General features: G+C 66.9%; 11 protein-coding genes. 4 read left to right on the top strand and 7 right to left on the bottom strand.

Annotated elements, in window-relative coordinates; all coding sequences use genetic code 11:
* Window positions 1-2: 2 nt before the first annotated feature.
* Genes U873_RS0118925 through fepB form a run of 3 tightly spaced genes read right to left on the bottom strand, consistent with a single transcriptional unit; the run spans window position 3 to window position 2,989 of the window.
* Window positions 3-1,031 (bottom strand): iron chelate uptake ABC transporter family permease subunit, encoded by a 1,029-nt coding sequence (locus U873_RS0118925; protein ID WP_025129729.1) that lies wholly within the window; start codon window positions 1,029-1,031, stop codon window positions 3-5.
* The gene (locus U873_RS0118930) at window positions 1,031-2,080 is read right to left on the bottom strand and encodes an iron ABC transporter permease (RefSeq protein WP_025129730.1); all 1,050 of its coding nucleotides are present in this window, start codon (window positions 2,078-2,080) and stop codon (window positions 1,031-1,033) included. The genes U873_RS0118925 and U873_RS0118930 overlap by 1 nt, the downstream gene beginning before the upstream one ends.
* 3 nt (window positions 2,081-2,083) lie before the next feature.
* Entirely contained in the window at window positions 2,084-2,989 is a 906-nt protein-coding gene (gene fepB / locus U873_RS0118935; protein WP_025129731.1) for a Fe2+-enterobactin ABC transporter substrate-binding protein, read from the bottom strand.
* 170 nt (window positions 2,990-3,159) lie between these two features.
* Here fepB and U873_RS0118940 point away from each other — a divergent pair, with 170 nt between their 5' ends.
* Window positions 3,160-3,966 carry an ABC transporter ATP-binding protein gene (locus U873_RS0118940; RefSeq protein ID WP_025129732.1) on the top strand — a complete coding sequence of 269 codons (807 nt, stop codon included), beginning with the start codon at window positions 3,160-3,162 and terminating at the stop codon, window positions 3,964-3,966.
* Window positions 3,967-3,985: 19 nt separating this feature from the next.
* Here the strand turns inward: U873_RS0118940 and U873_RS0118945 are convergent, their stop codons facing one another.
* Window positions 3,986-4,783, bottom strand: coding sequence for an IclR family transcriptional regulator (locus tag U873_RS0118945; protein WP_177330297.1), 798 nt, complete (start codon window positions 4,781-4,783; stop codon window positions 3,986-3,988).
* 258 nt (window positions 4,784-5,041) lie between these two features.
* Between U873_RS0118945 and U873_RS0118950 the strand changes: the two genes are divergently transcribed.
* From U873_RS0118950 to U873_RS0118960, 3 genes are all read left to right on the top strand, one after another.
* Complete coding sequence (locus U873_RS0118950; RefSeq protein ID WP_025129734.1) at window positions 5,042-7,126, top strand: TonB-dependent receptor; 2,085 nt, start codon at window positions 5,042-5,044, stop codon at window positions 7,124-7,126.
* Window positions 7,127-7,201: 75 nt separating this feature from the next.
* Window positions 7,202-8,512, top strand: coding sequence for an NtaA/DmoA family FMN-dependent monooxygenase (locus U873_RS0118955; RefSeq protein WP_025129735.1), 1,311 nt, complete (start codon window positions 7,202-7,204; stop codon window positions 8,510-8,512).
* Window positions 8,513-8,631: 119 nt separating this feature from the next.
* Window positions 8,632-9,060, top strand: coding sequence for a molybdopterin-binding protein (locus U873_RS0118960; protein ID WP_025129736.1), 429 nt, complete (start codon window positions 8,632-8,634; stop codon window positions 9,058-9,060).
* 51 nt (window positions 9,061-9,111) lie between these two features.
* Here the strand turns inward: U873_RS0118960 and U873_RS0118965 are convergent, their stop codons facing one another.
* The 3 genes from U873_RS0118965 to U873_RS0118975 all read right to left on the bottom strand — a co-directional run bounded on the left by U873_RS0118965 (window position 9,112) and on the right by U873_RS0118975 (window position 15,113).
* Complete coding sequence (locus tag U873_RS0118965) at window positions 9,112-12,189, bottom strand: efflux RND transporter permease subunit (protein WP_025129737.1); 3,078 nt, start codon at window positions 12,187-12,189, stop codon at window positions 9,112-9,114.
* An 8-nt stretch (window positions 12,190-12,197) separates the two neighbouring features.
* Complete coding sequence (locus U873_RS0118970; RefSeq protein WP_177330298.1) at window positions 12,198-13,310, bottom strand: efflux RND transporter periplasmic adaptor subunit; 1,113 nt, start codon at window positions 13,308-13,310, stop codon at window positions 12,198-12,200.
* A 96-nt stretch (window positions 13,311-13,406) separates the two neighbouring features.
* Window positions 13,407-15,113, bottom strand: coding sequence for an efflux transporter outer membrane subunit (locus U873_RS0118975; protein ID WP_081818681.1), 1,707 nt, complete (start codon window positions 15,111-15,113; stop codon window positions 13,407-13,409).
* Window positions 15,114-15,182 lie beyond the last annotated feature (69 nt).

Below are 15,182 nucleotides of genomic sequence, written 5' to 3' on the forward strand. Positions count from 1 at the left end.
CTTCACACCCGCCGACTGCGCACCAGCAGCCACAGCAAGTAAAAGCCCCCCAGCAAGCCGGTCATCAGGCCGATGGGCAGGTTGGCGTGGAAGGCCAGGCGCTGGCTCAGCAGGTCTGCGGCCAGGAGCAACACTGCCCCCATCAGCGCGCCCGACACCAGCGGCACTTCGGCGCAGCGGGTCAGGCGCCGGGCCAGTTGTGGGCCGGCCAGGGCGACAAAGGCGATGGGCCCCGCTGCGGCGGTGGCGATGGCCGTCAAGCCGACAGCGGCCAGGACCATGACCAACCTTGTGCGCTCCACGGCCACGCCGAGCTGGGTGGCGGTGGCGTCACCCATTTCCAGCAGGTTGATGCGCCGGGCGTGGTACAGGGCGATCGGTGCGATGGCCAGCAAGCCCAGGGCTGCCGGCAGCACATGGGACCAGGTGCGGGTGTTCAGCGAGCCGGCCAGCCACAGCTGGGCGAACATCGCCTGGTCGAGGTTGCCGGTCACCAGCAGGATGTTGTTCAGGCCCGACAGGCTGGCGCCTACGCCAATGCCCACCAGCACCAGGCGATAGCCGCCGCTGGTGCGCCCCTTGCGCGCCAGCAGCAGCACCATCAAGGCGGTGCACAGGCCGGCAGCGACCGCCGCCAGGGAGGTGGCCAGGGGGCCTGAATCGAACAGCATGATCTGCACGATGGCGCCACTGGCGGCACCGGTGGTAAAGCCGATGACGTCCGGCGAGCCTAGGGCATTGCGGGAGATCGACTGGAAGATCGCTCCGGCCATGCCCAGGGCCGCACCCACCAGGGTGGCGGTGAGCGCCCGGGGCAGGCGCACGCGCTGGATCACGCGCTGGGCGGTAGGGTCCTGGCCCTGGCCCAGCAGGCTGCTCAGCACTTCGCTCGGCCCCAGGGCCAGGCTGCCGGTACCCAGCAGCAGGGCCCAGAGCAACAGTACCAGCAGCACCAGAACCCCACAGACCGCAATGCTGCGCGGACGCCAGCGCAACGACAGGGCACCCAGGCGCAGGGCGTTGCGGCGCATCACAGGCGGCTCAGGCGAAAGCGCCTGACCAGGACAATGAAGCACGGGCCACCCAGCAGCAGGGTGATGATTCCGGCGGCGATTTCCTCCGGCGCCGCCAGCACTCGGCCGAGCACGTCGGCCCCCAGCAGCAGGCCCGCGGCCAACAGCGCCGAGTAGGGCAGGATCCAGCGGTAGTCCGGGCCCACCAGCATCCGCGCCAGGTGCGGGGCCACCAGGCCGATGAAACCGATGGGCCCGGCCACGGCGGTGGCCGCGCCGGCCAGCAGCATCACCGCCAGGCAGGCCAGCAGCCAGGTCAGCCGCAGGTTGACCCCCAGTGCCCGGCCCAGGTCGTGGCCCAGCGCCAGGGCGTTGAGGCGCGCGGCGATGGCCAGGGCAGCAGCCAGGCCGCAGCCAATGGCCAGGGCCGGAATGTGCAGCAGGCCAAAACCGCTGCCGGCCAGCGAGCCGGAGGCCCAGTGACGGAAATGGTCGAAGACCTCGGGTGGGCTGTTGAGCACGATGATCCCGGTCAGCGAACCGAGCATCACCGACAGCCCGGCTCCGGCCAGCACCAGGCGCACCGGGTTGGTCCCGGTCTCATGGGCCTGGCCCAGGACGAACACCACGATCCCGGCCAGCCCGGCGCCGAAGAACGCGCACCACAGGTACTGGGCCATGCTCGTCAGTTGCAGCAATGCCACCCCGCTGATCACCGCCAGCGCGGCGCCGGCATTGATGCCCAGCAGCCCCGGTTCGGCCAGGGGGTTGCGGGTCACCGCCTGCATCACCGCACCGGCCACGCCCAGGGCCAGCCCCGCCAGCAGGGCCACCAGGGTGCGCGGCAGGCGCAGCTCCCGCAGGATCAGGTGCTGGTCGTTGTGCAGGTCAGGGGCGGCCAGGGCCTGCCAGGTCACGTCCAGGGCAATGGCACGTGAACCCGTGGCCAGGCTGAGCAGGGCCAGCAAGACCAGCAGCGCGATCCCGGCCAGCAGGCCCCAGGTGCGTGCACGCTGGCGGCCCGATAGCGACAGAGCGGGGCGGGCGAGGGGGGCGAGCAGGTTCATGTTTCAGCGAAAGTGCGCGGCGACGGCGTCGATCATCTGCCGTCCCGAGTAATAGTCGATGCGAAACGAACTGGGCCCGAGGGCGTACACCCGCTGGTTGATCACCGCCGGCAGGTTGGCCAGCACCGGGTCGGCGAGAAACGCCTGCACGTCGCTGTCAGAGGCGCTCAGCAGGAACACGCTGTCGCCGGTGATCGCTGCCGGCAGGTTCTCCCGGGAAATGAACTGGAAGTCCGAGGCTCGGGTGACCTTTGCCGCCAGCGCCTGGGGCAGTTCGGCAACGGTGAAGCCCAGGCTGCTCAACAGCCGCGCCTGGGGGCTGCTCAGGCGGCCGATGGAGTAGCTGCCGGCGATGTTGTAGCCGACCACGCTGACCGGGCCGGTGGCCGGGGTGATGCTGGCGGCGGTGCGCGCGGTGTACTGGTCGAAGCGCTGGATCGCGGCCTGGGCCTGGTGTTCCAGGCCGGTGTGCTTGCCCAGTTGCATGGCGATGTCCTGCCAGCTCTGGTTCGAGTAGTCGACCACCAGGGTGTTGATGCCCTGGGCCTGCAGTTCCCTGCGATGGGCGATCACGCTGTCGGCACCGGTGGCAGAGACCACCAGCAGGTCGGGGTCGCTGGCGATCACCGCCTCGATGTCGAACTGCAGGTTGCGGTACAGCACCTGGACCCCTCGCTGCTCGGCCACTTGCGCCCATTGCGAGAAGAACCCGCGCTCATCGGTGAGACGGCTGGGAGTAGTGGCGGCGCTGGCCAGCAGCGGCGCGTCCATGGCCAGCAGGATCCCGGTGACACTGGGGCTGGTGGAGACGATCCGCGCAGGAGTGGCAGGCGCGGCGCAGGCAAGGTGGCCGGACAGGGCCAGGACCGCTGCGCAGAGCAGGCGGGCGGGAAGGCGTGGGTTCATCATCGATCCGTTGGGCGGTGGATGGGGGCAGGTGGGGCCCGTTCGACAGCAAGCGAAGGGCCGGGGCGGCGAAACGCATATGCTAATGCTTCTCATGCAATGCGTTCCATATTGTAGAATCCATTCCGCAATTGCAATACTGCAAGCGCTTGTCCCCCAAGGAAAACCTCTCCATGACTCACCGTTTGCACGTGGATGCCGTGACCTTGCGCTACGACGCACGGACCATCTCCCAGGACCTTTCCCTGGCCATTCCCGACGGCTCGTTCACGGTTATCGTCGGGCCCAATGCCTGTGGTAAATCCACCCTGCTGGCGGCCTTGTCACGGCTGTTGACCCCGGCCAGGGGCCAGGTGGTGCTGGACGGCAAGGACATCCGCCAATTGCCGGCCCGGGAGGTGGCCCGGCGCCTGGGCCTGCTGCCGCAAAGCGCCCTGGCCCCGGACGGCATCACCGTGGCCGAGCTGGTGGCGCGCGGGCGCTATCCCCATCAGTCGCTGCTGCGCCAGTGGTCGAAAGAGGATGAGCAGGCGGTGCTGGGGGCGATGGCCGCGACCCGGGTCGGGGACCTGGCCGAACGGCTGCTGGACGAGCTGTCCGGGGGGCAGCGCCAGCGGGTGTGGATTGCCATGGTGCTGGCCCAGGACACGCCGATCCTGCTGCTGGACGAACCCACCACCTACCTGGACATCGTCCATCAGATCGAGCTGCTGGAACTGCTGGCCGAACTCAACCGCCAGGGACGCACCATCGTTGCGGTGCTGCACGACCTGAACCAGGCCTGCCGCTATGCCAGCCACCTGATCGCCCTGCGAGGCGGGGCGATTGTGGCCCAGGGTGCACCTTCGGCCATTTTCACCGAGGCCCTGGTGGCGCAAGTGTTCGGCCTGGCCTCGGTGATCATTGCCGACCCGGTCAGCGGCACGCCGCTGATGGTGCCCAAAGGACGGCTCGAGGCAAGCGTCACCACGAGCGCTTGAAGCCCGGATGTGGCCGGGCTCAGCGGCGGGGCGGCAGTGGAGCTTGAGGGATCCGCTGACCGCCGGTGGCCTGGTTGACCAGAGTGGCCTGGTGAAACAGCGCATCACGGTCTTCCGGTGCCTGCAGTTGTCCCAGGTCGGTGACCGTGGTCATCACGCAGACGATTTCCTGCTGGGCGTCGAATACCGGAGCGGCCTGGCCGGTGACATTCGACAGCAGGTGGCTGGTGAGCTCGGCCCAGTGCGTGCGGCGAACCTCGTCCAGTACCGCGCTGCCGGGCGGGGTGCCGCGAAAGTGCGCAGGCTGCTGCTTGCGCGCGGCGTCGATGGTGGCCTTGGGCAGGAATGCCTGGAACACCAGGCCGCAGGCGGTGTTGTCGATGGGCAGGATGTCCCCCAGGGCCAGGGGGTTGATCGAGAAATAGGCGCTGCGATACCAGCGCACCAGGGTCGGCCCGCGGTCGGTCCAGATCGCCACGCCGCCACTGGCAGCATGCCGCTGGGCCAGGGCTTTCATGTGCTGGGCGGCGATGTCCACCGCGTCGATGCGCTTCAACGCGCCGATGCCGATGCTCAGGGCGGCCGGCCCCAGGTCATACAGGCCGCTGACCGGATCCTGCTTGGCCAGCCCTTCCTTGACCAGGCTCTGCAGATAGCGGTGCGCGGTGGAGCCGCCGGTGCCGGTGCGCCGGGCCACTTCGCCCAGGGCCAGCTCGCCTTCGGCGTTGGCCAGGGTGTTGAGAAAACGCGCGGCGATCGACACCGACTGGATCACTCCGGAGCGTTTTTCCGGTGGTGAATCCTGGGTCTCGTCCAGCAGGGTCTGCGAAGTGTTCAACGGCTTGGTCTCCTCACCAAAGTCTGGCGGCGGTCATGGCGCAGGCTGCGGCCCGCGCAGCGATGGCGCTCGCGGCGGCCATGATACCGGTTCTGCCCGCCGCCAGGGACGCTCGAATGCGTCAGGGCCAAGAGTGTAGACGATTCCATTTTGCAGAATGAATTCCTCATTGAGGAATATGATGGCTGCGTGATAGCCTAATCGTGAAAGAGGATCATTCTCATTTGGAGGGAGGCCTTGATGGCCCATACGCATCGCACATTCAGTCACGGTATTGGCGTTTTCACCCTGTCCACCCTGTTGGCGGCCCCGCCGCTGATGGCCGAGGAATCCGCGGCCGGGCAAAAGGCCAGCCTGGCCCTGGATGCCCAGGTGGTGACCGGCGAGAAGCTCGAGCGCGGGATGAAGAACACGGCCTCGTCGGTTTCCATCATCAGCGACAAGGACATCGACCAGAACAAGACCGGCGATGCGTCGGTGTCCGAGGTCATCAACGGCATTCCCAACGTGATCTACACCGACTCGGTGGGCGCGCCGATCATCCGCGGCCAGGACACCCAGGGGCCGAACAACGGGCAGAACGTGTTCTGGGGCGGCACCGTGCCCCGGGCCACCATCAACCTCGACGGGCACTACCTGAACTACAACGAGATGTTCTTCGGCGCGACCTCGGTCTGGGATGTGGACAGCATCGAAGTCTTCCGTGGCCCGCAGACCACCTCCCAGGGCGCCAACGCGATTGCCGGGGCGATCATCGTCAACACCAAGAACCCGACCTTCACCCCCGAGGCGGCCTACCAGGCGGAGATCGGCAGCTATCAGACGCGGCGCAGCTCGGTGGCGGTGTCCGGGCCCCTGGCCGAGGATTTCGCCGGACGCCTGGCGGTGGACTATTCCTCCCGCGATACCTTCATCGACTACGACAACCCGCGCTTCCAGGGCAGCGGGACCGACCAGGATTTTCGCAACCTCAACGCCCGGGCCAAGCTGCTGTGGCTGCCGACCGATATCCCGGGCCTGGAAAGCCAGTTCACCTTCTCCCACACCGACAGCAACCGGCCGAGCCAGGAGGCCGCCTCGGCCCCGTACCACAAGCTCGACCACCGGACCACCACCATGCCGTCCTGGGAGCAGGACACCAACACCAGCATCCTCGATGTCTCCTACGACCTGGGCAACGGCCTCAAGCTGTTCAACCAGGCGCAGTACTCGCTGTCGTCGGTGCAGCGGGTCACCGGCGCGGCGGGCGAGGGCGACGCGCGCATCCACCAGAAGAACGGCTCCAACGAATCGCGCCTGACCTTCGGCAGTCAGCAAGATGTGCTGAGCGGCATGGGCGGCGTCTACGTCGCCCGCACCCGCACTGACGAGACCCTGAACCTGATGGGCCGCTCGGCGTTCGACGACACCAAGACCAACCTCGGCATCTTTGGTGAACTGAACTATCGGCTCAGTGATCTCTGGACCCTGAGCACCGGCCTGCGCTACCAGGAAGACCGGGTCGAGCGCACCGGCAACTCGGTGCTGGCACCGCGGGCGCTGAACTACGACAAGACCTTCTCGGCCCTGCTGCCCAAGGTGTCCCTGGCCTATGCGGCAACACCGCAGTGGACCGTCGGTGGCCTGGTCAGCCGCGGCTACAACCCGGGAGGCGTGTCGCTCAACCTGTCGACCCGGCAGTGGGCCTACTTCAAGGAGGAGTCGATCTGGAACTATGAACTGTTCAGCCGTGCGAGCCTCCTGGACGACCGCCTGCTGATCAACACCAACCTGTTCTACATGGACTTCAAGGACGCCCAGTACAACATTCCGGTGGTGATCTCCCCGGGGGTTGCCCAGTCCTACACCATCAACGCCGAGAAGGCCCACGCCTATGGCCTGGAGCTGGATTTCGACTATCGCCTGCTGGACAACCTGCGCCTGAAGGCCAGTGCCGGGACCCTGCGTACGCGCATCGACAAGATCTCCAGCAACGCCGGCTATGCCCACAACGAGTTCGCCCGCTCGCCGGGCTACACCCTGAGCTTCGGCCCCAGCTGGGACATCACCGAGCGCCTCAACCTCAATGCCCAGGTGCGCTACCTGGACGGTTACTACTCGGATGTGGCGAACACTTCCAGCTATTCGGTCAAGCCCTACACCCTGACCGATGCGCGCATGAGCTATCGCTTCAGCGAGCAGGTGCAGCTCTACGGCTACGTGAAGAACGTCTTCGACGACCGCTCGCCCACCTACATGCAACAGAACCGTGGCATTGGCGGGATCGAGGCCAGCATGACCCAGCCGCGCACCCTCGGCATCGGCGTCAAGGGCAGTTTCTGATTGCACCACGACTCAAGGCCGGCGCCCCTTCAAGGGCTGGCCGGCTGACCTTGCAGCACAGGAGATTGGCAACAGATGAGTACTCGCAAACGCCTGCATATCGGCATGTCCCTGGCCCCCACCTGGCTCAGCGGCGATGCCTGGCGCCAGCCGGACAGCAATATCGAAGGTATCTACAGCGCGGACTTCGCGGTGGACATCGCCAAACGCTCGGAGGCCGCCCACCTGGATTTCGTGTTCCGCCCGGATGTCAGCTGCCTGAACATGGAAGGGCTGGAAAGCGGCTCGGGGTTTGCCAGCCTCGACCCCACGGTGCTGCTGGCCGCCGTTGCCCGGGAGACTTCGCACATCGGCCTGGTGTCCACGGTGTCCACCACCTTCTTCCCGCCCTACGTGGTGGCGCGCCAGTTGCAATCGCTGAACTGGGTGAGCAAGGGGCGCGTCGGCTGGAACATCGTCACTGCCTTGCAGGGCCATGAGAACTTCGGCCTGGAGGCCATGCCCAGCGCGGATGAGCGCTATGCCCGGGCGGCGGAGTTCACCCGCCTGGTGCATGACCTCTGGGCCAGCTATCCCGCCGAGGCGCTGTTGCTCGACCGCGACAACGGCCGCTACGCCGACCGTTCCAAGGTGCATCCGGTGGATCATGACGGGGCGCACTTCAAGGTCCGTGGCCCGCTCAACCTGCCGGCCTACGGCGGCGCGCGCATCCCCCTGATCCAGGCCGGCGCCTCGGACACCGGGCGCGACTTCGCCGCCTCGGTGGCCGACCTGGTGTTCGCCCCGACCCCGGACAAGGACGCTGCCCTGGAGCTGCGTCGCGACCTGTCCCGGCGGGCCCAACGTCACGGCCGCGCGCCCCAGGACATCCGCCTGTTGCCGGGCCTGAGCCTGTACCTGGCGCCGACCCGGGAGGTGGCCCGCGAGCTGTTCATGCAGACCCACGGGCGCCCGGACAATGCGCGCAAGTTTGCCTCGATCAAGCAGATGATCGGCCTCGACCTCAGCGACTGGCCCCTGGACCGGCTGGTGAGCGCCGCGGACCTGCCGGCCCCGGCCGCCAACCCCGACAGTCGCACCCACACCAACCTGCTGCGGCGCCTGATCGAGCGCGAGACCCTGCGCCTGGACGAACTGCTGCTGCGTCCGGAAGTGATTTCTGCGGCCCACTGGCAAGTGATCGGCACTGCCGAGGACGCCTTTGAACTGATCCTCGATTGGGCCGAGGCCGGCGCCATGGATGGCTTTATCGCCGCACCGGGGGGCTCGATCCGTTCGATGCACATTTTCCTGGAGCAGGTGATACCGATGCTGGTGGAGGCGGGGCTGTTTCGCCAGCGCTATAGCGGCACGACGTTTATCGAGCACCTGCAAGAGCAGGATTGACTCGGGGCCAGGGACAGAACTCCGGCCTTGGGTGGCGGGCGCTATGGTTGTTTCTACACAACGTGCGCCCGGATCATGCCGGGCAATCCTAACCCTGAAGTCAATAAAAGGAACGCTCCATGAAAGTCAGTGCACGCAACGTGTTCAAAGGTCGGGTCAGCCAGGTCGAAGAGGGCTCGGTCAACGCCGAGGTGGTGCTGTCCCTGGACGGTGGCGAGCAACTGGTGGCGGTGGTGACCCTGCAGAGCCTGCGGACCTTGGGGATCGCGCCGGGCACCGAGGCCCTGGCCCTGGTCAAGGCGCCCTGGGTGATGCTGATGACCGATGCCCAAGGCATTCGCCTGTCCGCGCGCAACTGCCTGCAGGGCAAGGTGATCAGCGTTACCGACGGTGCGGTGAATGCCGAAGTGGTGCTTGAGCTCAGCGGCGGCAGCCGGGTGTATTCCATCGTCACCCGCGACGCGGTGACCGAGCTGGGCCTGGCCCCGGGCGTTAGCGCCACGGCGGTGATCAAGGCTTCCCACATCATTCTTGGCGTGTCTGCCTGAGGCTTGCCGGTACTCGCCTCAGCGTTCATCCAGCAGTCGTTGGCCCCGCGCTCAGTGACTGCTGGATGGCTCGATCGCCTGCGCGCCGTCTTGCTGCTGCGCGGTCTCGGCGTGGTGGGTGGTGCCGATGAACAGGTACATGGCCGGCACCATGAACAGGGTCAGCAGGGTGCCGATGGACAGCCCGGCAAAGATCACCAGCCCCATGTCGTGGCGGCCCGCCGCGCCGGCGCCGGAGGCCCACACCAGCGGCACCACCCCCAGGACCATGGCTGCGGTGGTCATCAGGATCGGCCGCAGGCGCACCGCGGCAGCTTCTTCGATGGCTTCGCGCTTGCTGTGGCCGGCGCGCTGCAGTTCGTTGGCGAACTGCACGATCAGGATCCCGTGCTTGGTGATCAACCCCAGCAGCGTCACCAGCCCGACCTGGGTGTAGACGTTGATCGAGGCAAAACCCATGGTGATGAAGGCCAGGGCGCCGAACAGCGCCGGCGGCACCGAAAACAGAATCACCACCGGGTCGCGGTAGCTCTCGAACTGGAACGCCAGGGCCAGGTAGACGATCAGGATCGAGAACAGCAGCAGGCCGACAAAACCGCCGGATTCCTGGATGAACTGCCGCGACTCGCCGGCATAGTCGGTGGAGTAACCGGACGGCGCCACCTGTTCGAGAATGCCCTTGAGCCTGGCCAGTAGCTCGCCCTGGGACACGCCGCTAACCCCGGACAGGGTGGCCGAGTTGAGCTGCTGGAAGTGGTTGACCGACTCCGGCTCGGTGGAGGTCTCGATATGGGCCACGGTGCGTGCCGGGATCATGGTTCCCGATGGGGTGCGAATGTAGTAGTCGAGGATCTGCTCGGGGTTCAGCCGGTCCACCTGCAGCACCTGGGGAATCACCTTGTAGGAGCGCCCGGCCGTGGAGAAGTAGTTCACGTAGTTGCCCCCCAGGGCCGCCGACAGCGCCGCGCCGACGTCGGCCTGGGTCATGCCCAGGGCGGCGATCTTTTCCCGGTCCACCACCAGCCTGGCCTGGGGTTTGTCGAGCTTGAGGTCGAGGTCGGAAAACCAGAACAGCTGCTGCTTGGTGGCTTCGGCCAGCACCGCCTGGGCCACTTCGTTGAGGTTGGCCACCGACTCGGTGGTGCTGATCACGAACTGCACAGGCAGGCCCTGGGCGCCGGGTAGCGAGGGCAGGGGGAAGGCGGCGATGGTGGCGCCGGGCACCTGGTTCCACTTCTGTTGCAGGTCGAGAATCAACTGCGCCTGGGAGCGGTCACGGTCCTCCCAGGACTTGAGCAGCACCCCGCCCAGGCCCTGGTTCAGCGACGGCAGGCCGGTGAGCTGGAACATCTGCAGGTACTCGGGCTCCTTGTTGGCGATCTGGAACGCCTGGTCGGCAATCCATTCCATCTGCTGTGGCGAGGCGGTGGGCGCGCCCTTGATCTGCATGAACACCAGGCCCTGGTCCTCGGTGGGCGACAGCTCGCTCTTGGCGGTCATGCCGCTGGCGGCCACCAACAGGAACAGCAGGAAGCCGAAGGTCACCAGCACCGGCCAGCTGTCCAGCCCGGCGGCCAGCACCCGGTGGTAGCGGCCCCGCAGCCAGTCGAAGTAGCGGTCCAGGCGCTTGGCGAAGCGGCCTTCCTCCTGGCCGCTGTTGAACAGCCGCGAGGTCATCATCGGCGACAGGGTCAGGGCGATCACCGCCGACACCGTCACCGCCCCGGCCAGGGAAAAACAGAACTCCTTGAACAGCGCCCCGGTCAGGCCGCTGCGCAGGCCGATGGGCACGTAGGCGGCAATCAGCACCACGGTCATGGCGATGATCGGCCCGCCCAGTTCACGGGCCCCCAGCAATGCCGCCGTCAGTACGCCCCGGCCTTCTTCCTTGATGTGCCGGTCGACGTTTTCCACCACGATGATGGCGTCGTCCACCACCAGGCCGATGGCCAGCACCAGGGCCAGCAAGGTCAGGAGGTTGATCGAATACCCCAGCAGGTACATGACGAAGAAGGTGCCCACCAGCGACAGCGGGATCGCCACCAGGGGCACGATCACTGCGCGGAACGAGCCGAGGAACAGGTAGATCACCACCGAAACGATGATCATGGCTTCCACCAGGGTCTTCACCACCTCGAAGATCGAGGTGTTGATGAAGGCCGTGGAGTCGTAGACGATCTCGCCGCGCACCCCGGCGGGCAGTTGCGACTGCAGGTCGGGGAACACTTTGCGCACGTTGTCGGCGACGTTGAGGATGTTCGCGGTGGGCGCGGCCTTGATGCCGATGAACACCGAGCGCTTGCCGGAGAAGGCCACGCTGCTGTCGTAGTTTTCCGCGCCCAGGGTGACGTTGCCCAGGTCCTCGAGGTACACCAGGGCATCGCCATTGTGCTTGACCACCAGGCGCTTGAATTCGTCCACCGTGTGCAGGTCGGTGCCGGCGGTGAGGTCGACGGTGATCATCTGCCCCTTGGTGGAGCCCACGGCGGACAGGTAGTTGTTGTTGCCCAGGGCACTGGCCACGTCCTGGGCGGTGACGTTGTGCGCCGCCAGCTTGTCCGGGTCGAGCCAGGCGCGCAGGGCGAACTGGCGGCCACCGAGGATCTCCGCGGTCTGCACCCCTTCCAGGGAATCGAGCTTGGGCTTGACCACCCGCACCAGGTAGTCGGTGATGTTGTTGGTGGCCAGGGTGTCGCTGTAGAACCCCAGGTACATGGCGTCGGTGGTCTGGCCCACCGCGACCGTCAGCACCGGTTCCTGGGACTGGGCCGGCAACTGGTTCTTCACCGAGTTGACCTGGGTGTTGATCTCGGTCAGCGCCTTGCTCGAGTCGTAGTTCAGGCGCAGGGTCGCGGTGATGGTGGAGAGCCCGGTGATGCTGGTGGACGACAGGTAGTCGATGCCCTGGGCCTGGGCAATCGCCGCTTCCAGGGGCTGGGTGATGAAGCCGGCCACGGTGGCAGCGTCGGCACCGTAGTAATAGGTGCTGATGGTGACCACGGTGTTTTCCGTGCGCGGCCACTGGTTCACCGGCAGTTCGAAGATCGAGCGCAGGCCGAGGATCAGGATGAACAGCGAGACCACCACGGCCCAGACGGGCCGCTTGATGAAGGTATCGGTGAAGTTCATGGCGGGCCCTAGCGCTCTTGCGGCGTCGGCGAAGGATCGTTCAGGGGGGCGTGGCTGTTGTCGACCTTGATCGGCGAGCCGTTCTTGAGCTTCATCTGGCCACTGGTGATCACCAGGTCGCCTTCCTTGACCCCCGACAGCACCGCCACCTGGTCGCCACGCTTGGGGCCGGTTTCGATAAAGGTCTGCTGCGCGGTGAGCAGCGTGTCGCCCTGGTCGTTGTTCTGCTGGCTGGCGATGAACACCGTGGTGCCGTAGGGGTTATAGGTGACTGCGGTCTGGGGCAGGGTCAGGTAGCGCTGGGTGCCGCCGGAGGCCACCACGGCCCGGGCGAACATGCCGGGCACCAGGCTGCGCTGGGGGTTGTCGATGGTGGCTTCGACCGTGACGTTGCGGGTGTTGGGGTCGAACTGGGTGTCGATGGAGCTGACCCGGCCGGTGAACGTCTGCTTGGGCAGGCCGTCGGCACTGACCGTGACGCTCTGGCCCAGGGCCACCTGCTGCAGCTGGGTCTGGGGCACGTTGAAATCGATGTAGATCGGGTCGAAGGTCTGCAGGTTGGCGATCTTGTCCCCCGGGTTGAGGTACTGCCCGGGGTTCACCGAGGTGATGCCGATGCGCCCGGCAAAGGGCGCGCGGATGCTCTTTTTCGCCACCAGCGCGCGTTGCTGTTCGGCGGCAGCGAGCTTGGCCTTGAGGTCGGCTTCGTCGGCCTCGACCTGGGCCTGGGACACCGCGCTCACTTTCAGTTGTGCCCGGTCGCGCTTGAGCACCGTGCCGGCCAGGGCCGCGGTGGCTTCCAGGGAATGCAGTTGGGCGATGTCGGAATCGGCATTCAATTGCACCAGCAGGTCGCCGGCGGCCACTTCCTGGCCGGGCTTGAAACCGATGCTGCGCACAATGCCGCCGACTTCGGTGGTGACATCCACCCCGCGCACGGTCTTCATCGAGCCGACGGCGGAGACGCTGGGCTGCCACTCCTCGTACTGGGCCTTGAGGGCGGTGACCACCGCCGGTGGCAGGGGCACCTTGGCCTGGGCGATGAGCTTGGAGATCTGCGCGAACTTGACCCCGCCGATCACCGCGACAATCAGCAGCACCACGCCGAGCATGATCAGCATCGGCCGCAGCAGCCGGCGCTTGCGCGGCGCCTGGGGGGCCGTAGCCGGGGGCACGGTGGAAGGGCTGGAGTGGACGTCGGCCATGGCGGATCTCACTTAGGGCAAGGGTGCAGGTCGAAGGGGCGGCGCTGCGGCTTGGGGGCGCGCGCGTTGACTCGCTGCTGGCGGGTACAGCTCTTTCAGTGACGGCCAGCCGAAGCGGTCAGGGCTGCCGAGGCTGCGCGGGTCGACATCCTGGCGCTGCCACCAGCCACCTCCCAGGGCCTGGAACAGCGCCGTGGTGTCGCTGTAGCGGGCGGCCTGGGCCCGCACCCGGCTGACAATCGCGTTCTGGTAGGTCTGTTGCGCGGTCAACAGGTTCAAGTAGCCCACCGCGCCCAGGCGGTACTGGGCCTGGGCCAGGTCCAGGCTCTGGCGCGCAGCTTGTTCCGCGGCCACTTGCTGTTGCAGGGCTTCGGCGTCGGCCTGCAGCGCCCGCAGGGCATTGGCCACATCCTGGAAGGCGGCGAGCACCGTGCCGCGATAGCGCGCGGCGGCCTGGTCATAGGCGGCCACCGCGGCGCGCTTGCGATGCTCCAGGGCGCCGGCATCGAACAGTGGCTGGGCGATGGACCCGGCCAGGCTCCAGACCCCGGTGCCGGAGGAAAACAGCTTGGTGCCAGCCAGCGCCGTGGAGCCCAGGGAGCCGGTGATGCTGAACTGCGGCAACTGATTGGCCAGGGCCACGCCGATATCGGCGCTGGCCTGGTGCAACTGCGCCTCGGCCGAGCGCACATCGGGCCGCTGCTCGACGATGGCCGAAGGCAGGCTCAGGGGCAGTTCCTCGGGCAGGTGCAGGGACGCCAACTGAAAGTGTTCGCCGGGCTCCTGGCTGGGGAAACGGCCCAGGTAGGCCTGCAACTGGTTGCGGGTCTGGGCCAGCTGTTTCTGCAAGGGCGGCAGGCTGGCGCGGGTCTGGGCCAGGGTCGCTTGCTGGGTCAGCACGTCGCTGTTGCCGATGGCGCCCAGTTGATGTTGTGCCTGCAACAGATCGAGTTGCTCGCGTTGCAGGCGGATCACGGTTTCGCTGGCGGCGATCTGGTCGCGCACCGAAGCCAGGCTGATGACCGTGTTGACCAGGTTGGCGCTCAGGGTCAGGTAGGTCGCTTCCAGCTGATAGCGCTGGTAGTCGGCCTGGGCGCCGCTGGCCTCGATTTGCCGGCGCGTAGCGCCAAACACGTCAGGGGCGTAGGACACACTCAGCGAGGCCGAGTTGACCGTGAAGATCTGCGCCGCGGAGCCCCCGGCCGCTGCGCCGCTGGAGCCCAGGGCGCTGGCGCTGGACACTTTCTCGCGGGTCTTCGAGGCCGAGGCGCTGAGGGCAGGGAACAGCGACGCCTGTTCGGCATACAGCAGCTCATTGGCCTGGCGCAATGCGGCCTGGGCGCCCTCGATGTCCGGGTTGGCCCGCAGTGCCTCCTGCACCAGGGCATCGAGCTCCGGGGAGCGAAACAGTGCCCACCATTGCCCGGGAATATCCATGCCGCTCACCAGTCGCTGCGCGGCGCCGCCGCTGGCAATCGGCGCCGCCGCGGTGACCGCCGGCAAGGGGCTGGCGCTGTAGCCGGCAGTGTCCGCGAGATCGGGGCGCACGAAGTCCGGCCCCACCGCACAACCGGCGAGGACTGCGATACAGATCAGGTTCAGGGGCGAGCGGGCGAGCAATAGAACAGATGGGGGCCCAGCGGGGTCTCGACCGGTGTCCTCATCCTGACGAGGGCGCCGGCCGCCAGTGGCTACAGGCGGCAGCTGTGGTTTGTTCATATTCTCTCTGGTCGAGCGATCCGTGAGTGGGTTCAACGGGAATATGCAGACCGGCGCAACGGTTGGACA

Origin of the sequence: Pseudomonas sp. PH1b, assembly GCF_000633395.1 — a bacterium.
Taxonomy (GTDB): domain Bacteria; phylum Pseudomonadota; class Gammaproteobacteria; order Pseudomonadales; family Pseudomonadaceae; genus Aquipseudomonas.